General features: G+C 53.7%; 14 protein-coding genes and 1 pseudogene. 10 read left to right on the top strand and 5 right to left on the bottom strand.

The genetic code is table 11. The annotated features are described in order from the left end of the window. The first annotated feature begins 36 nt into the window (after positions 1 to 36). From VV088_RS20285 to VV088_RS20270, 4 genes are all read left to right on the top strand, one after another. A complete protein-coding gene (locus VV088_RS20285; RefSeq protein WP_334602466.1) occupies positions 37 to 981 on the top strand; it encodes a YqaJ viral recombinase family nuclease in 945 nt (314 codons plus the stop codon). Positions 982 to 997: 16 nt separating this feature from the next. Next, on the top strand, positions 998 to 1,786 hold the full coding sequence (locus VV088_RS20280; RefSeq protein ID WP_334602465.1) for a hypothetical protein: 789 nt from the start codon (positions 998 to 1,000) through the stop codon (positions 1,784 to 1,786). A gap of 1 nt (position 1,787) precedes the next feature. Beyond that, positions 1,788 to 2,168 (top strand): DUF3846 domain-containing protein, encoded by a 381-nt coding sequence (locus VV088_RS20275; protein WP_334602464.1) that lies wholly within the window; start codon positions 1,788 to 1,790, stop codon positions 2,166 to 2,168. Positions 2,169 to 2,251: 83 nt separating this feature from the next. Continuing rightward, positions 2,252 to 2,770, top strand: a complete 519-nt coding sequence (locus tag VV088_RS20270) for a hypothetical protein (RefSeq protein ID WP_334602463.1) — start codon at positions 2,252 to 2,254, stop codon at positions 2,768 to 2,770. 214 nt (positions 2,771 to 2,984) lie between these two features. Here VV088_RS20270 and VV088_RS20265 read toward each other — a convergent pair whose 3' ends face one another. After that, complete coding sequence (locus VV088_RS20265; RefSeq protein ID WP_334602462.1) at positions 2,985 to 5,060, bottom strand: hypothetical protein; 2,076 nt, start codon at positions 5,058 to 5,060, stop codon at positions 2,985 to 2,987. Positions 5,061 to 5,218: 158 nt separating this feature from the next. On the opposite strand from VV088_RS20265, the gene VV088_RS20260 reads away from it, so the two are divergent. From VV088_RS20260 to VV088_RS20245, 4 genes are all read left to right on the top strand, one after another. After that, positions 5,219 to 6,820: a hypothetical protein gene (locus tag VV088_RS20260; RefSeq protein WP_334602461.1), complete on the top strand. Its 1,602-nt coding sequence runs from the start codon at positions 5,219 to 5,221 to the stop codon at positions 6,818 to 6,820. A gap of 77 nt (positions 6,821 to 6,897) precedes the next feature. Then, complete coding sequence (locus VV088_RS20255; protein ID WP_334602460.1) at positions 6,898 to 8,988, top strand: hypothetical protein; 2,091 nt, start codon at positions 6,898 to 6,900, stop codon at positions 8,986 to 8,988. A 208-nt stretch (positions 8,989 to 9,196) separates the two neighbouring features. Continuing rightward, entirely contained in the window at positions 9,197 to 10,798 is a 1,602-nt protein-coding gene (locus VV088_RS20250; protein WP_334602459.1) for a recombinase family protein, read from the top strand. Positions 10,799 to 10,900: 102 nt separating this feature from the next. Beyond that, entirely contained in the window at positions 10,901 to 12,196 is a 1,296-nt protein-coding gene (locus VV088_RS20245) for an ATP-binding protein (RefSeq protein WP_334602458.1), read from the top strand. An 89-nt stretch (positions 12,197 to 12,285) separates the two neighbouring features. Here VV088_RS20245 and VV088_RS20240 read toward each other — a convergent pair whose 3' ends face one another. Then, a complete protein-coding gene (locus VV088_RS20240; protein ID WP_334602457.1) occupies positions 12,286 to 13,341 on the bottom strand; it encodes a hypothetical protein in 1,056 nt (351 codons plus the stop codon). A gap of 73 nt (positions 13,342 to 13,414) precedes the next feature. Between VV088_RS20240 and VV088_RS20235 the strand changes: the two are divergent. After that, positions 13,415 to 13,720, top strand: a pseudogene (locus VV088_RS20235) (polysaccharide deacetylase family protein); the annotation flags it as partial. Between the two features lie 242 nt (positions 13,721 to 13,962). Here the strand turns inward: VV088_RS20235 and VV088_RS20230 are convergent. From VV088_RS20230 to VV088_RS20220, 3 genes are all read right to left on the bottom strand, one after another. After that, positions 13,963 to 15,417: a recombinase family protein gene (locus tag VV088_RS20230; RefSeq protein WP_334602456.1), complete on the bottom strand. Its 1,455-nt coding sequence runs from the start codon at positions 15,415 to 15,417 to the stop codon at positions 13,963 to 13,965. 18 nt (positions 15,418 to 15,435) lie between these two features. Then, entirely contained in the window at positions 15,436 to 15,606 is a 171-nt protein-coding gene (locus VV088_RS20225) for a hypothetical protein (RefSeq protein ID WP_334602455.1), read from the bottom strand. 126 nt (positions 15,607 to 15,732) lie between these two features. Continuing rightward, complete coding sequence (locus tag VV088_RS20220; RefSeq protein WP_334602454.1) at positions 15,733 to 19,044, bottom strand: S-layer homology domain-containing protein; 3,312 nt, start codon at positions 19,042 to 19,044, stop codon at positions 15,733 to 15,735. A 179-nt stretch (positions 19,045 to 19,223) separates the two neighbouring features. Between VV088_RS20220 and VV088_RS20215 the strand changes: the two genes are divergently transcribed. Then, positions 19,224 to 19,469 (top strand): hypothetical protein, encoded by a 246-nt coding sequence (locus VV088_RS20215; protein ID WP_334602453.1) that lies wholly within the window; start codon positions 19,224 to 19,226, stop codon positions 19,467 to 19,469. Positions 19,470 to 19,533 lie beyond the last annotated feature (64 nt).

The raw sequence follows: 19,533 nt of genomic DNA, 5'->3' as shown, positions 1-19,533 counted from the left end.
TCCTTATTCTATTTCAGTGAAAGTGAGGGTTATTATATGCCCGCAAAAGTATTGGTATCCACCGAGAATATGCCCTATGAAGAATGGTTGGAGTACCGGAAGCAGGGTATCGGTGGTTCGGACGCATCCGTGGTCTGCGGCATCAACCGATATAAGTCCCCCGTGGAGCTGTGGCTGGATAAGACGGGCCAGCTCCCGCACCAGGAAGCTGGGGAGGCTGCCTATTGGGGAACTCAGCTGGAGCCATTTGTCCGGGCTGAGTTTACCACGCGTACCGGGATTTGGGTCGATCACAGGAGCGAACTGCTCCAGAGCGAGGAACATCCCTTCATGCTGGCGAATTTGGACGGAACCTGTGAAGTCCCGGAAGTTGGGACGTGTATCTTCGAGGCCAAGACAGCCTCCGCTTACAAGGCTGGCGAGTGGGAGGACACCATCCCGGACGAGTACGCACTCCAGTTGGCCCATTATATGGCTGTGACAGGATACAAGGGGGCCTACATCGCCGTCCTGATCGGCGGCAACACCTTCAAATGGCGGTTTGTGGAGCGTGACGAGGAATTGATCTCCATGCTCGTTGAGCTGGAAACCGCTTTCTGGAACCATGTGCAGGACTGCACACCCCCGCCGCTGGATGGCTCCGCTGCCTCAGCCAGGTTCCTGTCTGAGCGATTCCCCAGCAGTACGCCCAAATCTCATATTACCCTGCCGGATACTGCTACCGCTCTGCTCTCAGAGTACGATGAAGCCTGTGCGCAGTTGGAGATCGTCACCGAGAAAAAGCAGAAGGCCGAAAATCTGCTGAAGGAGATGATGGGCGATAACGAGGTAGGAACTGCCGGGGGTCGTGTCGTGACCTGGAAAAGCGTGTCCCAGGAGCGGCTTGACAGCAAGACCTTGAAGGCCGAGCATCCTACTCTTTATAAGAAATACGCTAACAAGTCATCCTACCGCCGCTTTACGATCAAGGTGGCGAGTTAAATTTGGGAGGTTCATCATGGATAACACGAAACTCAAAGGCCGCATGAGCGGCAAGGTACAGGAGTTGCAGCAACCCACGGAAAATCAGAACATCACCGTTACCTCTGCGCCGGAAACCTCTTTGACCCCGGTGGATTCCTCCTATCTGGCCCTGAAAAACAACGCTCTGGACATTATCCGGGCCAACTTGAAGAGCCAGCCGTTGACCCTCGACCTGTTCGACATTGTGAAGTCGCCCTCCGGCGGCTCTACCGTCTTTGAGGTGCCGGGTCTGGCGGGAAATGAGGCGGAGAAAGAGTTGGTGGGCATCGTTCTGGACTACACCACGCCGAGGGCCTATTGGGATACCCCTGATCCGGTGGAGGGTACGCCTCCTATCTGCATGAGCCAGAACAGCATCATCTCCCACGATGGAAAGTCCTGCGCTCTCTGTCCCTATAATGACTTCGGTTCCAAGGACGGAGAAAGCAACGCCAAGGCTTGCAAGGAATCGGTGCTGTTGTTCCTGTTGCGGCCCAACAGCGTCATTCCGCTGCTGGTGCGTGTCCCTGTGACCAGCAAAGGCCGTTTTCTGAAATACTCCACCCGGCTTCTGAGTACCCTGACGCCGCTTTCCAGCGTGGTCACGAAGATCACTTTGGAGAAGGCCACCAGCAAGCAGGGCAAGCCCTACGCCCTGTTCAACTTCCAGACGGTCAACACGCTCAGCCCGGAGGAAGCGGTCCAGGCAAAGGCATTCGGTCAGCAGTTCATGGAAATCGTGAACGCCGCCCAACTGGTGCCGGAGCTGGCGGAGGCGAGTTGAAATGCGTGTTTTAGTCGTTGAGCCTGAGTGCAGACCGGAAGTGAAAGAAATCGATGATTCCCTGTCGGCCATGCAGGAGATTGTGGGCGGCTATATCCAGGCCGTCCATCTTGACGATCTTGACGATTCTGTCGTGCTGGTCTGCAACGAAGAAGGAAAGTTTATGAATCTGCCGGCAAACCGTGGCCTGCGGGATAAGAACGGTCAAATGTACGATATCGTGTGCGGTACGTTCTTCCTGTGCGGTGTTCCGCCGGATAGCGACCACTTTACCGGCCTGACCCCGGAGCAGATCGAGCGGTATCGGGAACGGTTCTACACCCCTGAAATGTTTTGGGGCATGGATGGCCATATCGTCTGTCTGCCGCTGGAGGTTGATTAAGCAAACCTATCTTTGAGGGAATCCCTTGTGCCACAGGGGGTTCCCTCTTGTTATGCCCTATCACTGAAAGGAGTTGAGCAAGTATGAGAGCTTTGCGGCCTATGACCCAAGAGGAACGGGAATTTGCGGAGCAGAACCATGATCTGGTCATTGACTATCTCCGCCGCAAGCGTCTCCCGATGGATGATTACTATGACATTGTGATCTTCGGCTATCTCTCTGCTGTACAGCAGTATTTCCGCGATCCGCCCGTCGGGGTGGAGTTCAAGGCGATGGCGTTCCGGGCTATGAAAGATTCTATTCTCCGAGACAGAGAGTACAACTCCCGAGCCAAACGCTACGGCTACACTGTAAGTCTGGATACCCCAGATTACCACAGCGCCATCTCTGACCCAAAGCAGGACGTTGAGCAACAGACTGAGCGCAAGGCCCTTTTGGAACAAGTAGCAAAGGTGGCCACGCCAAGAGAGAGCAGGATTATTCAGCTTTTGATAGACGGCTTCGCGCTGCATGAGGCGGCACGGTTCTTGAAGATACCAAGAGCTGCCGCCGTAAGCTGCATGGACAACTTCTACTGCCGTGCCAGGGCTGTTATCAGCTAACAATAGAATTGATTTGCAACAGAGGACATAACTGAAGGGAATATACCAGTCAGGAAATCACCAGCCTCCCTTGTGTAAGAAAACCATACTCGTCCAAGCTCCATTGCTACGCATTACGCTTGGACGATGGGTGTCGCTTGTCCTCGTATGGTTTGTCTTCCCCAAGGGGGGACTGGTTCTATCTCTTATAGAAAAGCCCCCCTGAAAAAATGGTTCATCCGCTCTCCAAAAACAATCGCTTGCACATGCCTAAAACTCGGGGCTGCAAATCAGCGGCAATCATATCGCCGCACGCCTTTTGCATGTACCACTCCACGATAGCCAAATATGGCTGTACATCTTCCGGAAAAATTTTGTCTCTGTTTTCCTCATACCGTATCCCTTTGTTTATTGCAGATAAACGGATTCGGCTTCCAGGATAATACGGGTCAATATCTCCCATGGCATATTTCTTAACATCTGAGTCGCTTTTGATTACTGATTCTAAATACTCTGCCAGTCTTTGATGCCACTCCAACGGCATAATGCCATGTCCAATCCCGTCTGGGTTCAGAAACGCAATTTCTTTATATCGCTTTACCAAGGCGTGCTTTTCGCGCCTCAATATCTCACGTATTTTACGCTTAATCTTTACCACGCGCAGGTCCTGCTTTTCGTAAAAGAAGTAAAACAAATTATCTGTACGACACATGGACTTCGCATACACAGGAATATGAAAGCAATCAAACATCCCATCAAGCTGTTGATACAGCATAAAGATGGGAATCTCACTATCGCTGATGTCTGGTATAAGCTCACTTCCAGTATCGTTACTGTCCGGTGGCATATGCTCACTTCCGACCACCAACCACTCCTGCTTGACAAGCTGATTTCTGCATCTTGCATAGAGCGCATTACACAATTTTTGGTTGCAAGGAGCAAGAGTTGGGTTTTCGCTCCTTGCAGTCTCATACCAGTCGCACAATTTGTCAAAAAAATGCAAATGACAATGTTGGAAAAAGAACAAACGCCAATCCTCCGGTGCTTTAACAGAATCTGCTATTTGTATATGCACATTTGTAAATTTATAACTCTTTTTCAAAAACGGCCCCTTGGGGTTCAACTTGTTAATAAACCAGTGCATCAGATAGAAGGGGGCAACTTCAGCAACCCACACTTTTGATAATTCAGATTGTATTCCGCGAAAACACTGATAAAAAGGATGCTTTTGGTATTCATACAATGCCTGTCTCTCTGATCGACGCAAAGATTTACTCGCCACTTTCCTGTCCAAGATAGGCAGCTGTTTTTCCAAGCCTTTTGGGGGGGCACCTGATTTTGCTGCAATTATAAAATCATTCAGTCCAAGCAACGGAGTAACTCCCAACTCGATTCCCGTTACATGGTTTAATTTATCCTGATCCGCATTCCTTAGCCACTCGTAAAAGTCGTCAAGCCATTGGATTTTCTCACTTAAACGCAAATTATCTGCTGGTATTTCTAAAACCGCTTCGAGTCGGTGAATCAGCTGATCCAAAGAAATCAATAACATTATTGTTTCTTCAATATATCTCAGATCTTGTAGCACCTTTTGTCCCTCAGCTATTTCGCAAGTCGCTCTGTTTTCACCCGCTCCAGTCTGTTCTATGCAGTATTCACGATAAATCTCAAAAAAATCCCGAATATTCTTTTCTGACAATACTACAGCGTCGTTCTTGATTGCCTTATCAATACCAAGCCAACCGGATGTAATTTCGCTCTGTTTTTTCAACTCATCTATGATTCGCTGACAGCAGGCGTAATCCTGCTGAAAATAAACTGCGCCGCTCAATAAAGCGTTGTTTCTCCATGCAATTTGACGAAACTTCTCGCTACTCTCTGCTGGGATATTGAACGACTCCAATGAATCACACGGACGAACAGACAAGGGTCGTTCTCCATCAAAAGCGGTTCCAAATACGAATCCCCTGCCAGATAACGCAAGATGGATCAGCGATCTGAACGCATCTCTTTTCGCACTGGATGCTCGAAGTTCCTTTTCCTTTTCTATTGCCGTTTCAAAAAACGCAACCGCATTGTGCGTTGGCATCTTAAAACGCTCGGCCAGCTTCTGAAATTCTCCAATCCCAATCCATACATCTTCCCGCATATCTGATATGTCATTTCTATTGGGAGCATAATCGAGCATGGAGTTCCATTGAAGTGCCGACTCCTCTGTCGGTATGATGACACCTGAGTCAATCTGTGCCATCAGTGCATCAGTCAGATTCCGACTTATGCCGACTACGGAATCTCTCTTTTCCGCTGACAAACAACTTCCTCCTTCCGCATAATAAATCAACATCTCAAACCAGCCCAAAATCGAAAAAAATCTGATCTTGGATTCCATTTCCAGAGTTCGGGAGTTTATGTATACTTTCCCATAGTCTCCGAACTACTCGGGGAAAATTCGGAAAGGAGTTTATGATCATGAGCAGCAATAAGAAATCACCCGAACTGTACATTGTTACAATCGAACAACCGCATACCGAACTCACCGCAGACATGGTCAAGATCAACAAACAGTTGATTCCATCCGCAATGTCTGGCGGAAAGGCTCAGAAATCAGAACAGACTAAAAAGCCTGAACGTGAACTCGAAGTCAAGCATAATCCGCTCAAAAAGAAGGTTCTGAAGAAACAGCCTTTCGCCGAAGCGATAACACAGCTGTTTCGTGCCCCGGATTATACAGAACAGCCTGGAACAATGGCTATTCTTCTGCTGCTGATTCTGCTTAGCCATGTGGCTCACCTAATAGTTGGTATATTGCCACCACTACCAGCAGTTCTCTTAAATACATCGCCGGAAAAATTAACCCCTGTCCTAAGTGTTCTGCTTAGTGCTATCCAGGGCCCCTCAAAATGGTGCGGTGATGGATGGAAGCTACTACGTCCGTGGATTATACGCCCCCGTCTTTCTATGTGTGAAACTAAGCCGTCTATATCTGTCATCGATTATATCGGTGGAAAAATTCCTGACATATACTGCGGAAAATCCAGAAAATTCTGCTTTCCATATGTCAATTCTGCTTTCGTGCTCTTGCCCGGACTTCCGCCGTCTGTGAGCAAACAAATTACTTCTATGTCTCCGCTGTCCTTGCCGATTTTATTCAAAGGCGGAAAAGCTGAGGATAACCGAAGCACCCTTGCATTAGATGCTGACCAACTTGGCTCCTGCAATCTGGAAAAGTTGGAAGAACTAAAAAAATTGTCCCAAGCCTGCTATCTGGGGATCATGATCTTCTTGCAATGGTTTTGTAACAGCAAAAAAGAACTGCGCGAATGGAAACGCAATATGACTCGCTTTCAGCCATTCAAGAAAAACGGACAGTTCAGCCAGCCAAAGTCAGACCTCCAAACGATACTCATGTGTGCTGCACTCTCACTGCTTGAGCAATATCTTCGTTTCGCCTCAGACGAAACGGAATGGATCACCGAAGAACAAGCTGTTGAAATCCTGCTCCACTACTGGCGGCTGGTCCTGCCGGAATCCGCACCACAGGAGGAGAAAGAACAAAACACGCAATATACTTACAACGATTTCCAAACCTTCTACCGCTTTCTTTTGGAATATTTCTTTCCAACCTACCAGGGTCAAATCCTACAAGGCCGTCAAGGATACCAGGGAACAATGGGGTTGATTCGGCCATTGGACGGAGTTGACTACATCATTATCCCCCGTACTATTCTGCTGGAGGCCTACTCAAAATGGCTGCCCGGGCAACATATCTCCGGCTTCGATCTATCAACAACAAAAAGCGAGGCAGCGGTACAACGCAGCCTTCTGGAAGCTGGCATCCCATTCAAGCATGAAAGCGGAAACCCGGCAACATGGCGCTACCCCTTCTACGGGAAAGATAAGAAAACTTCTGGTGGGGGCATGATCAGCTGTATGGCCCTTCCAGTTTCTCAGCTTCCGGAGAGCGTTCAGACTGTCTTCGGGACACTGTTCGGCGGCCCTAACAGCCATATGGCCATTCCGAATGCTCCCGAAGCTGCCATGAATGGTTCTGATGGGGTGAAACCGCTGTGAGACACGGGCTTGTTTCCGGTAATTCGGATGCTCGGGCAGCTCCAGAAGTTCGGGAGGACACACGGGGATTTAAAAATTTGAATCCCCGTGACCAATCTGATCCCATGCTGCTGTATCCCCATGTCATGGAAAAGCTGGACGATTACTTTTCGAAACGTGGTCTAACATATTTAACTGGCCAGCGGGAACTGCTTGCTAAAGCGGTGGAAGCTGTTCTCCAAGCGGTTCCTGGCACTGCTACCGCAATTCCGTTCCAGCCGGGTCTGGGCAAGTCCACACTAATCCGCGCTCTGCTGATGATATTCTCCGGCGAATTTTTGGAAAACACTCCTATTGCGCAAACTATCGGCGGCGTGATTGTTGTGGTGGAGAAGACCGCTGAAGCGGAGGAATTAGAGGAACTGTGCAACGGACCCGGAGACCGATCTCCTGTCGCCAGGGCCATCTCCGCCCCCAACGACTATAATCTGGCCCAAGGCAAGTGCCTAAATGGCACTGCTACCTCCTATCAGGAGTGTCTGGGCCGCAGCTGCCCCGACTATGCGGACTGTCCCCTGGTACAGTCCGCCAGCCAAATCCACGATACACCGATTCTGATCATGCTCCATGCCCGATATCAGTGGTATATGGAAGATATGTCGCCGTTCCTGACGTGGGAAGATTCCTCTGGCCTACACAGCCGGACACTCCTTCTTGTGGACGAGTTGCCACCTATGATCGAGGACAACGCGCTGAATCTTGACGTGATAAACAATATCGAATCTGAGCTCGCTCGATTCAAACCCAGCTATCAACCACAGTTCTGGAAGGAGAAAGCCGCTGTACTATATGAGTGGAGCACCGTTATGCGCACCCCATACTTTCAGCTCTCCAAAACAGTACGCAAATGTCGCGGGATGTATGGTTTGGTTTCACACAAGGAATTGGAAGAGGCCGGGTTTACAACCGAACGGCTGGAACATCTGACCTCTTTGTTTGTGAAATACTTGGGGACGACAGATCATCCGTCCATTCAGCTGGCAGGCATTCTCAAGAGTGCCGATAGCGCCTACTTCGCAGTTGGCCAGGACTTCTCACTATTCTTCCCCAGGCTCCGAAAGATCTGTGGTGAGGGCCAACCCGCTACATTTCTGTTCAGCGGCACAGCGTCGCTCTCACCGGAGTTATCCCAAAATCCGGACATCAAGTGCTTTCCGGATCAAAATCTGGAATTCTTTGACCGCCTGCAAATCAACATCCAGCGAGGAGACTCGTTCAACAGCTCCAAGTCGGGGTTGTCTAAGAAGCAAAATCAGGCTGCCCTTGTTGCATGGTTTCATTATATTCTACCGCAAATTGCTAAGGATCACAAGAAAATCTTGCTTGTGACCTACAAGAGCTATGCCGAAGCTTTCTGGAACTCTCTACACGACTTCCATGATCTTCTAATCCCCTACATTGGAAGCGATGGGCAACCCCAGCCACTGCTGCCCTACTTTGGAGGACTGAACGGCTCCAATCTATACCGGGAGAGTACCTGTGTTATCTGCGCCGGGCTGAACCGCTTCGAGCCCCGGGACTACATCAGCCGCACACTTGCCCTGGATTCTGATGGGACATGCCGGGATAAAATCAACACTGTTTTGGAGGTGGAGGAAGGCAAATGCCGGTTAGACAGCTTTCCTTGCATTATGGACGTGCAAGATATCACTCTGGCCCGAGATATCGTGCAGCTGGTATTCCGAAGCGCACTACGAAATCATGGCGAGGCCCAGCCTATTGATTTGTGGATTTTGCAGCCGCCTAATGGTGTTGTTCAACATTTAAAAAATTACTTCATCGATTGTCAGATTCGGGAGCATACCGAACTTCCGGAAAGTTGCCGAACTGCCGCAACAATAGGTCGGACGTATATGGGCAAGCCCACTCACGCCAGTCAGCTGCTGAAATTCCTCGCCGGATGGGATGGCAAAACCAACCTCACGCCCACACAAATTCGGAAAGCAACTGGCATATCTCTTGAACAGTTCAAAGAAGCAAAAAAGCACCCAGAGGTGCAAAATTATTTCAAAACCCATATCCAAGTCACCGGTTCAGGCAAAAACACAGTTTACAACAAAATCCGGCCTGATTTGGAGTTTGACTGTGGGATGGTTCAGCCTGACATAAAGTATCCCGAATCCAAATAAGAATAGTACAGAAGGGGGAATAGATTATGCAAAGCACAAACGTACATGCCATTAGCCGCCAGCCCATCCAAGAGCAGCGCCGGTACTATCGTATTGAGCGTCAGTTTTCTTCACATCGAGGAATCAAAGACCTGGTGCGTGACTTGCTCCGGGCCCACTGCGGTACATAAGTCCATGTACATATGCTAAGGAAAGGAGGGCCCGCCTTATGGCCCGGACAAAGCGGAACATACCGATTTCAAGCCCATCTCAGGCCATCTGGCGGGCCGCCTTATATACCCGCCTGTCCCGGGAGGACGGGGACAAGCCTGAGAGTGACAGCATCGCCAACCAACGAGCACTGTTAGAGGATTTCGCCGCCCGGCAGCCTGATTTGCAGGTGATCAGCCAATATAGCGATGACGGCTTTACTGGCACAAACTTCCAGCGACCGGATTTTCAAAGGATGATTGCCGATATCGAGGCCGGGAAGATCAACTGTGTGATCGTCAAAGACCTCTCCCGGTTTGGCCGGGACTACATCAACTCAGGCCGCTATCTGGAGCGCTGGTTTCCCGAGCATGGGGTCCGTTTCCTGGCGGTCAACGACCATATCGACAGCGAAAACGGCCCCTATGACATGTTGCTCCCCTTCAAAAACGTGTTCAACGAGCAGTATGCCCGGGACATCTCCAACAAGGTAAAAAGCGCTATGCAGGCCAAGCAGAAACAGGGAGCCTTTATCGGAGCCTTTGCTTCCTACGGCTACCGGAAGGATCCGGAGGACCACAACAAACTGTTGATCGACCCATGTGCTGCCACTGTGGTCCAGCGCATTTTTGATCTGTATGAACAGGGTAATGGAAAGATCAGGATCGCCAAGCTGCTCAACGAGGAGGGGGTTCCCTGTCCCAGCGAGTACAAGAAGCTGAACGGGGAACGCTACCACAATGGCCAAAAGCTGGGGAAAACTACCTACTGGACCTACGCTACCATCCACCGGATGCTGAAAAATCAGATGTACATCGGCAATATGGAGCAGGGTCGCGCTCCCCGGCAAATCATGCACGGCAGGGCAAAGCAGTTGGATCGAAGCCAGTGGACTGTTGTGGAGGGAACTCATGAGCCCATTATTTCCCGTCAGCAGTGGGACAGAGTACAAGTACTTTTAGCAAAGGACACCCGCGCTCCATCCTTTGAGCAGAATGTCAGTCCCTTTGCCGGGTTTCTCCGCTGCGGTGACTGTGGACGGGCTATGAGCAAGACCAATCATCCCGGCGGTATCTACTACTGCTGTGGGTCTTACAAACGTTACGGCTCTACCGTCTGCACTCGCCACGGCATCTCCCAGCAGGAGCTGGAGCATATTGTCCTGGATGACCTGAACAAAATCATTCAAGCGGTGGGTGACTTAAAAGCTCTTGCGGAGGAGGCCATCCCCAAGAAAAAGCTCCGCAGTCTGCAAGCGGAGCAGGAACACATCCGGGGCAATCTGGAGCGAATCTATCATCTAAAAAAGAGCGCCTATGAGGATTTTCGATCCGGATTGCTTACTCAGTCCGAATACTTGCGCTACAAGGAAGACTACACCCGTCAGGAAGAAGCACTGTCTGCCCAACTGGCTCAACTGAAGCAGGAGCAGCCGGAAAATATTTTCAACCGCCCCTGGATGATTTCACTCCTGGAACACGGAAAACTTACCGAACTGGATCGCACTACAATGGCCGAGACCGTGAAGGAGATTTTGGTCTTTGAGGACGGGCATATCGAAATGACATATCTGTTTTCTGACGAACTGGGTATCCTAGATGAGCCGGGTCAAGATGGTTAATTAGCTGTCTTGACCCGGTTTTGCTGGATAACGCGAAAATACAATTGATTTTTGCGCTAAAATCGGTTATACTAATATTAAAATTTACGCAGGGGGTTCTATATGGAACGTAAGGTAACAAAATATCTTCTGGAATGGAAGAACAGTCCCTATCGTAAGCCACTGATCCTACAAGGAGCAAGACAAGTAGGAAAGACCTATATTTTGCTGGAATTTGGCAAAAAACACTATGAAAATGTGGCTTATTTTAACTTTGAAACCAATCCCAGCTTGATAAAGACCTTCGAGGAAAACATCGAGCCTGGCTACCTGGTTCCCCTTCTCTCCCGAATCGCCGGACAGACCATCATCCGGGAAAAGACGTTGGTGATCTTCGACGAGGTGCAGTTGTACGAACGGGCGCTGACCGCCCTGAAATACTTCTGTGAACAGGCCCCGGACTACCATGTAATTGCCTGCGGCAGTCTGCTGGGGGTGGCGGTCAACCGGAAACGGTTCTCTTTCCCGGTGGGAAAGGTGGATATGAAAACCCTCTACCCTATGGATATGGAGGAATTTCTCTTGGCCTGCGGGGAAGCTGGCCTGGTGGAACAGATCAAGGACTGCTTTGCCCACGACACCCCCATGCCCACCGCTCTTCACGAGGCCGCAATGAATTATTACCGCCAGTACCAGGTGGTGGGAGGTATGCCCGACTGTGTCAGCAAGTTTGTGGAGACCCACGACTATATTCTGGTGCGGCACATCCAGGAGACAATTTTGGCAGCATATCTCAACGACATGAGCAAATACAACAAGGAGAACGAGATCAAAAAGACCCGGCTGGTCTACGACAATATTACGGTGCAGCTCTCCAAGAAAAACACCCGATTCCAGTACAAGCTGGTGAAAAAGGGCGGGCGGGCCTCCGAGTTTGAGAATGCCATTGAGTGGCTTGTCCTCTCTGGCATTGTGACAAGGGTGCATCGAGTGGAACAGGCCAAGAAACCGCTGGAGAATTTCCGAGATATCGATGCTTTCAAGACCTATGTGTCTGATGTGGGGCTACTGTGTGCGAAGAAGGAAATCGTTCCGGAGGATATTCTGTATTCCACCCACGACCTGGATGACTTCAAGGGCGGCATGGCGGAGAATTATGTCTGCAACCAGTTGGTTTCAAGTGGACACAGCTGTTACTACTGGACGGGTGATCACGGTTATGAGGTGGATTTTCTGGTTCAGCTGGATGGAGCTATTATCCCCATTGAGGTCAAGGCGGCTGAACATACCCAAGCTAAAAGTCTGAACACCTACAGGAAGATGTTCCGGCCGGAGTATGCCATCAAGCTGTCTGGAAAGAATTTTGGCATGGAGGATGGGCAAAAGTCGGTGCCGCTGTATGCGGCATTCTGCATCTAACAACCATAATAATCACCATGTAACGATACGAATTGCAGAAGTAATAACTGTGAACTGAAAATTTACGCTTCAGGAAATTGCGAATTAGTTTACTCAATGGAATCATCAGTTTGCGTATTGCCTTCTGATGCGTTATAAAATTTACCAGAATCATCAAGAAATATTCGCATTGCGGGAATATGTTCACCCGTTGCTAAAGGAATATGCGCATAAGGTCTTAGCCTTTCAGCGACATCGTTCCATGCATTATTTAAATTCATAATATGTTGGGCACCTCGGTATGTAAATGAAGCCGAGAAGAGACAATTTTTGACCTCAGGTACCCCAAGCACCCGTTTTTCAAATGTAATAAATCTCTCGGTGGTTGGGAATATAAAATAATCAATAACTACCTGCTGTAGAGAAATTTGTAGCAAAGCATCCACTATAAAGGCAAAAGAATATGAAAATCGGATACCGTCATATGGATGATCTTTGAAATAGAATACGTGTTTTATGTAATTATCAAAACCGATTTTTGATTCATTTTGGAATACCAGAAAAACATTATACAGTGCAAAGGAAAGTAGGCCCACTTCTCTGAATAAATCAGCATATGTGCTATTTCCTCTTAACAACAGGTATATACAGCTTCTTACGGCTGCTCGATCAGCATCAAACTCAAGTATTTGGTTAAAAAGGTGTTGCTCTTCGCTACTTATATCCAGCTTTTCTGATACAAAATGTTCTTCATTCTTGGGAATATCACAATGTCCGTTCAGAGCATGGAAAAGCTCATGCGCGGCAATATACTCTATAGAAAACTTATACAATTTTTCAACCAGTGTATCCGCATCATCTTTTTCGCTCTGAAACAGCTCTTTCATAGCTGGGGCTTGAAACCACATTTTATACCAACAAAAGAATTGTGTTAATGCGCCAGTTGATATCGTAATTTTGTAAACTTCCTTGCTTTTTATCACCATTGCATTGATTTCTAAATCCACATACCCATAAACGCATACTTTTATAGGAGATTGGCGCAGTGATTTCAATAAAGCGCTTATGACATCCCGTGCAATACATAGCCCTTTGTTTATCAGCTCATCATCCAGAAAATCGTTCGAGGCGAACTCAAAGAGTTCATAATCCTGATCTGGCGTCATTTGCAGTTCACTCTACTTTCTGAAGTACTTTAAATTTATCATACCACAATTCAAAAGGTAGCGCAAGGAGCCTATATCTCTTACTCATTCCAACGTCCGCAAAATAACATTACCCTGGGGCAACGAGGACACCCAGCAGCTCATCGATATTCTGGGGCAGTACAACGTCCCCGCCACCTTTTTCGTGGTGGGCGAGTGGGTGGATAAGTACCCCGAATCGGTGAAGGCCCTCTCCGACGCGGGCCACGAGGTGATGAACCACTCCAACACCCACGCCCACTACCCTCAGCTCTCCGCCGATGAGGTGGTGGCCGACCTGAACGCCTGCAATGACAAGATCGAACAGGTCACCGGCGTCCGGCCCACCCTGGTCCGCCTGCCCTACGGCGATTATGACGACAGCTCTATCAACGCGGTGCGCTCCATTGGCATGGAGCCCATCCAGTGGGATGTGGATGGTTCCCAAACCGCTTCAAGCCTTGACCGCCTGGAAAAAGACGGCGCAGCAGCGCATCCCCTCCTTCATCCCTCTGTCGGGACTTGTTGGCACAGACGCCGGTTCCCCCACAGGGGAGCCATAACAAAGGACGCGGGACGAGGCAAAACGCCTCATCCCGCGTCTTATACGTTCCAAATGACAGCCGCAGTGTCCTGCTCCAGCCGGATCTCCTGGATAAACTGCGCCGCCACCAGCTTTTTCTCCTCAAAGCTCAGCGGCTCAAAGCGCAGGCGCTTCCGTTCCAGCGTTCTGGCCCGCCCCTTTGCCTGCCGGTCCAGGAGCTCCTGGCGCTGCCGCTCCAGCTCCTGGATGGCGCGGTTGATGTACCCCATGGACAGGTCGCTGCTCTCCGCCAGCGCGTCGATCAGCCGGCCGATCTTCCGGTCGATGGCGGTCAGCTCATGGGCGGACTCCTGCCCGGTCTGCCCCGCCTCATCTGTCCCAGGACACTCGCGCAGCAGCCGCTCCAGCTCCGCTGCCACCGCCGATTCCAGCTCCCGCAGGTCCACCCGGTTCGTGCTGTCGCACAGCCCCAGGTTGGAGCGGCCGCTGCAGAGCAGGTAGTATTTTTCCTTGTCCCGGTTGACCTTGATGCTGTAGCCGCACTTGGCGCACTTCATCAGTCCGGACAGCCAGGTGTGCCTGCCCCGTCCCGCAAAGCCCAGCTTGCGGCTGCGCTCCAGCTTGTACTGGCAGTCCAGCCACAGCCCCGAGGGGATCACTCCAAAATGGCTGGCCAGCGCAAACTGCTGGTCTTGCAGATCCTGATACTTTCCGGCACTGCGGTCCCGCCTGCCGGTGATCATCCCGGCGTGGAGGCCGTCGAAGGCTTCCAGCGGATTGGCAAAGCGCAGCCCCTTCGCTTTATAATAGAGGTAGACGTCCTCGTCCGCCATCACATACAGGGGACTGTGCAAAATGCGGGAGAGGGCCACATTGTCCCAGGTGGTCCGCTTGGGGGCGGGGACCCCCCTGGCATTCAGACCTCGGGCCACGCTGCCCAGCGAGGCGTCCGGGCCAAGGTAGGCGGAAAAGATCTCCTCCACGGCGGCCATATGTTCGTTTGGGATCAGGGCGGGCGCCAACCGTCCGTCCGCACCGGGAAGGCGGCCGATGGAGAACCCGTAGGGGGCGGGCCCGCCCGGCCAGGAGCCCAGCTTCGCCCGCTGGTAATAGTTGTCCCGCACCCGCTCGGCGGTCGTCTCCCGCTCCAGCTGCGCGAACACCATGATGATGTTCAGCATCGCCCGCCCCATGGGGGTGGAGGTGTCAAAGGTCTCGTTGATGGAGATGAATTCCACCCCGTGCCGCTCCAGAATATCCCAGAGCCTGCCAAAATCGGCAATGGAACGGGACAGGCGGTCCAGCCGGTATACGACGATCTTCTGAATGAGGCCCTTTTCCACATCCTCCATCATCCGCTGAAATGCGGGGCGGTTGGTATTTTTTCCCGAAAACCCCCGGTCCTGATACACCTGCACGTCCTCCCCGGCCTTACGGCTGCACAGGTCGATCTGCCCCTGAATGGAAAGGCTGTCCGCCTTGTCCACCGACTGACGGGCATAGATGGCGTCCAAGCCAGACCCCTCCCCTCCTTACGGCTGTTCCTCCTGGGGGGCCCGCCGCACCGGACGCCTGCGGCACAGGCCGTTCTCATCCCAGCCCTGTCCCTGTAATTCCCGCAGGCAGCTGCAGTAGAGCCGGCGCAGCGCCTCCTCCCTCACCTCCGGCGCCGCGCCGGCAGGGTGCGTGTGCTGAATATGCAAGGTCTGTCCCTCCTCACGCAAAGCTCCCTCCATCCTATGCGGCGGAGACAGCCGGATATGACCGCGGGACCCGCTCCAAAAAACGGGACAGCAGCGGCAAGCTGCTGTCCCCTGTTCTATGCGCCTTTAAAACCTGCTTTCCACATAGTTCTTCAGCATCTGGGCCACCTGGGCCCGGGTCGCCAGTCCCTGCGGGTCCAGCCGCCCATTGCCGACTCCGTTGATGATCCCTGTCTCCACCGCCCAATCCATGGCGGTGGAGGCATACCCGCCGATGGCCTCGGAATCCGCAAAGCCTCTGCTCCCGCCGTTCCCGGCGGAGGGACTTCCCGCGGTCCGATACAGCATGACCGCCAGCTGCTCCCGGGTCACGCTGTCCTCCGCGCCAAACACGCCGCTGCCATAGCCGGAGACGATCCCCTGCTCAAAGGCCCAGGCCACGGCGTCCGCGTAGTAGACGCCGCTGTCCACATCGGAGAAGGCGGCCGAATGGGCGCTGTCCGGGTTGTCCGCCAGATTATGGAGGACGGCTGCCAGCATGCCGCGGGTCATATTCAGGTCGGGGGAGAAGGTATTGGCCCCGGTACCGCTGAACAGTCCGTGCCCGCTGGCAAAGGAGACGGCTCCATAGGCCCAGCTGGAGGCGGACACATCGTCAAAGCTCCTGCCATTGCTCACGATCTCCACCTGGGCGGGGCCGCTCAGGGGAACGGTTAAAACCCCGTCCACAGCGGCGGACCGGCGAAGGACCAGGCGGGACCCGTCATCCTGGAGGAGGACAGCCACCGTGCCCGGGTCCGCGCCGGGACAGGGGAGCCGGAGGGTTACACCGCCGTCCAGGCTCTCCACAGCCCGACCGCCCGCAGTTATGCTCAGAGCGTAGACGCTGCCGCCGGTGTGCTCCACAGCGGCGACGACGGAGCCGCCGCTGGCAGACAGCCCGGCCAGGCTCCGGTTGGCCACCGTCACGCTGGCGATGGGAGTGCAAATGGTCAGATCTGCGCCGGTGCGGCTGCCCACCTGTCCCACCGACCAGGCAGGAATGCTCACCTGCACCCGCTCCAGATCTCCGGCGGTCTTGGGAGCGATGACCACCTCCCCGCTGCCTCCGGTCCGGGCCTGCGCCACCGCCTCCGCCATGTCACTGGAGGAGACCGCCGCCACAGCGGTTCCATCGACCACCGTGCTGGCAGGCGCGATGGTGGTAACGGATGCGGACCCGCCGCTCTGCTCCGTGGAAACGCTCCCGGACGAGGCGGCGCTGCCGTTGGAGCCGGCGGAGCCTCCACCGGAGCTGCCGGAGCCTCCGCCGGAACCGCCCGTACCTTCGCCGGAACCGCTGGTATCTCCACTGGAATCTCCGGTATCGCCGCCGGAATTCTCGGTATCGCCGCCGGAACCGCCGGAGGTACCGGGTGCTTCTGGCGCGCTTTCGCTCTGGACGGTGACCGTCAGATCCCGCTCCACAGAACAGTAGTTGGCCGGATCGGCGGGGGTGTACACTGCCGGAAAGGCTCCGGTGCTGGCGGCCTCCGTCTCAGGGGCCAGCCAGGCCCAGCCGGAGGGCAGCGGCACGGTGCTCAGCGGAGCGCCGGGGGCGGCTTCCAGCCCCTCCGGGATCGAACAACTGGGCTCCGCCTTTTCGATGACCATCCTGCCCCCGGCGGTGCCGGTGTAGTTCCCCATACCGGTAACCGTGACAGCGGTCTCCCCCGCGTCGATGGCCTGACCGCCGCTGATCGTGTAGTCCCTGCCCGGCGTCAGGGTCTCGCCGTCCAGCGTGACTGTAAACGCGCCGGTCTGCGCGCCGCCATGATAGGTGAGCACGCCGTCCTGGACCACCGCCGCCCCGGTGAGCGGCTTCGGGAGAATCCGGCCGCTGGCGGTCAAGGTCTGCGGCGGCAGGACATATTTGTCCGCATCCGCCCCGAAAAGCGGCGACAGGGTCAGCACCACTGGATAGTCCTCTCCGGCGCTGGCGCCGGGATATGGGCCGGGGATCGCCGTGACAAAGACCTGATCCGCCCCCGCGACCCCCTCCAACACCACACTGCCGTTCAGCGTACCGGCGCCGGCGGTTCCATCGTACACCTTGTCCACCGTCCCCTGAACCGCAGCGGCCAGCGTCCTCTGCGTCATGGTGACGGTGACGACCACCTTCGCCACATCATCGGCAAACGGTCCGTCCGAGCGGTCCGCCGGGAGGATAAACAGATAATATTCATATTCGCCAGGCTCGCTCAGCACCGTATTGGGGTCCTCCTTCCAGCAGGACCGGTAGGCCGAAAACTCCTCCCCCTCCACTGTCATGACGAACGAGGGCGAGTAGTCAAACTCGGTTATGCTGCCCAGCGTCTGGCCTGCGCTGACCTGAGCATACATCGTGCCGAACACGGCCACGGTCTTGCGAGGGAGCAGCGCCTCGGGGTACAGCATCGGATAGGGGAACGCCACGGCGTCCGTCGTCCCTTCGCTCCCTGACCACACATTGCACTCCAGATGGCTCTCCTGAAACCTCAGCTCGCAGTTCAGCGTGTCGCCGCCCGCCAGTAAGAAGTCGCAGGCGATAAACTCCGCGTCCTCCCGGATATCGTCCCAGGTTGCGTCCACCGCATACCACCAGTTCCACACCTTGACGTAGTTCCAGTCATGGCTTTCCATCCCTGTGTTCTGCACCCCAAGGCCGCTGACATGGACGCAGGGGAACCCCAGCGCGTCGCACAGCAGCTTAAAGGCGGCCGCATACCCCGCGCTGGACGCCCGTCCGTTGACCAGTGCGCTGTAGGCCGTCTGCCCGAAGTCCGCCTCCCGGTCATATACGGCCCGGCGGCAGAGGTAGTCGTGGATCATCTGCAGGCGATCGCCTGCCTCAATATCAGCCGGGATTTCTGCCACCCCCTCCTCCACTGCGGCGGACAATGCCTCCCGTCCGCTGAGGACCTCCTCCGCGATCCCTGTAATTGTGATCGTGACCTGAGCCTCCTCCAGAACGGGGACGGAAAATGTCACCCCCTCGCCCCGGAGCCAGGGCCACTCGGGATGGTCCCGCTCCAGCGCGTACCAGGCGGGCGCCAGCACCTGAGCGCTCCAGTCCGGCGCAGTGGTGTCGGCGGTGATGGTGAGGCTCTGCTCGCTGGAGACGGCCCACATGTCCTTGGCCGCCTCCCGCAGCAGATCGTATACCCCCTGACCGGCCTCGTCCAGCTGCGCCCGGTACCCCTCATAGACGCCGTCCACAAACACGCCGGAGTCGTCCCACTCTCCAACGGAGAACACGGCGGAATCACAGGCGGAGAGGTCCTCCCAATGGCGGTACACGATCGCCTCCGCAGCGGGGGGAGCCGCTCCCGTCCGGGCCTCCGCCGCCAGCCCGCGGACTGGCAGAAAGCTCAACACCATGCATCCTGCCAGCAGACTGCTCAAATATCTCTTTTTCATCTCTCATCTCTTCTTTCCGGCCTTTTCAGGTCACATAATGGGGGAATAGGACTCGTCCTGCACCCGTGCAGGACGGCCAAGGCATGCCTTGGCCCAAACAATATGCACAAAAATTATAACATAGTTCGACAAAATTCGAAAGGTTTTTTCTTTTTTCACAAAGCCCTCCCCTTGAAGCTATGTGGGAAGGCGATAGTCTGGACTGGAAGGACCTGGAAGCTGGAGAGATCATCCAACGGGTGACCTCCAAGGTCCAGCCCGGGTCCATCGTCCTGTTTCACAACGCCGCCCTCCACACGCCGGAGGCCCTGCCCACCATCATCCAGACCCTCCTTCAGGAGGGCTACACCTTCGTCCCCATCTCCCAGATGATTCTGACCGGCCAGTACACCATCGACCACACCGGACGCCAGTGCCCCGCCTGATCCTCAGGATCGTCGCCCCACAGCAAAACCTCCTGTACCGCAATTGCGCATACAGGAGGTTTTG

Origin of the sequence: Lawsonibacter sp. JLR.KK007 (assembly GCF_036941135.1) — a bacterium.
Taxonomy (GTDB): Bacteria; Bacillota; Clostridia; order Oscillospirales; family Oscillospiraceae; genus Lawsonibacter.
The sequence above is the reverse complement of the archived record's forward strand: the minus strand, read 5'-3'. Positions and strand labels throughout refer to the sequence as shown.

Coding starts and splice junctions, on each gene's coding strand:
- VV088_RS20285 (WP_334602466.1), top strand. CDS start 37: ATGCCCGCAAAAGTATTGGTATCCACCGAGAATATGCCCTATGAAGAA.
- VV088_RS20280 (WP_334602465.1), top strand. CDS start 998: ATGGATAACACGAAACTCAAAGGCCGCATGAGCGGCAAGGTACAGGAG.
- VV088_RS20275 (WP_334602464.1), top strand. CDS start 1,788: ATGCGTGTTTTAGTCGTTGAGCCTGAGTGCAGACCGGAAGTGAAAGAA.
- VV088_RS20270 (WP_334602463.1), top strand. CDS start 2,252: ATGAGAGCTTTGCGGCCTATGACCCAAGAGGAACGGGAATTTGCGGAG.
- VV088_RS20260 (WP_334602461.1), top strand. CDS start 5,219: ATGAGCAGCAATAAGAAATCACCCGAACTGTACATTGTTACAATCGAA.
- VV088_RS20250 (WP_334602459.1), top strand. CDS start 9,197: ATGGCCCGGACAAAGCGGAACATACCGATTTCAAGCCCATCTCAGGCC.
- VV088_RS20245 (WP_334602458.1), top strand. CDS start 10,901: ATGGAACGTAAGGTAACAAAATATCTTCTGGAATGGAAGAACAGTCCC.
- VV088_RS20240 (WP_334602457.1), bottom strand. CDS start 13,341: ATGACGCCAGATCAGGATTATGAACTCTTTGAGTTCGCCTCGAACGAT.
- VV088_RS20220 (WP_334602454.1), bottom strand. CDS start 19,044: ATGAAAAAGAGATATTTGAGCAGTCTGCTGGCAGGATGCATGGTGTTG.
- VV088_RS20215 (WP_334602453.1), top strand. CDS start 19,224: ATGTGGGAAGGCGATAGTCTGGACTGGAAGGACCTGGAAGCTGGAGAG.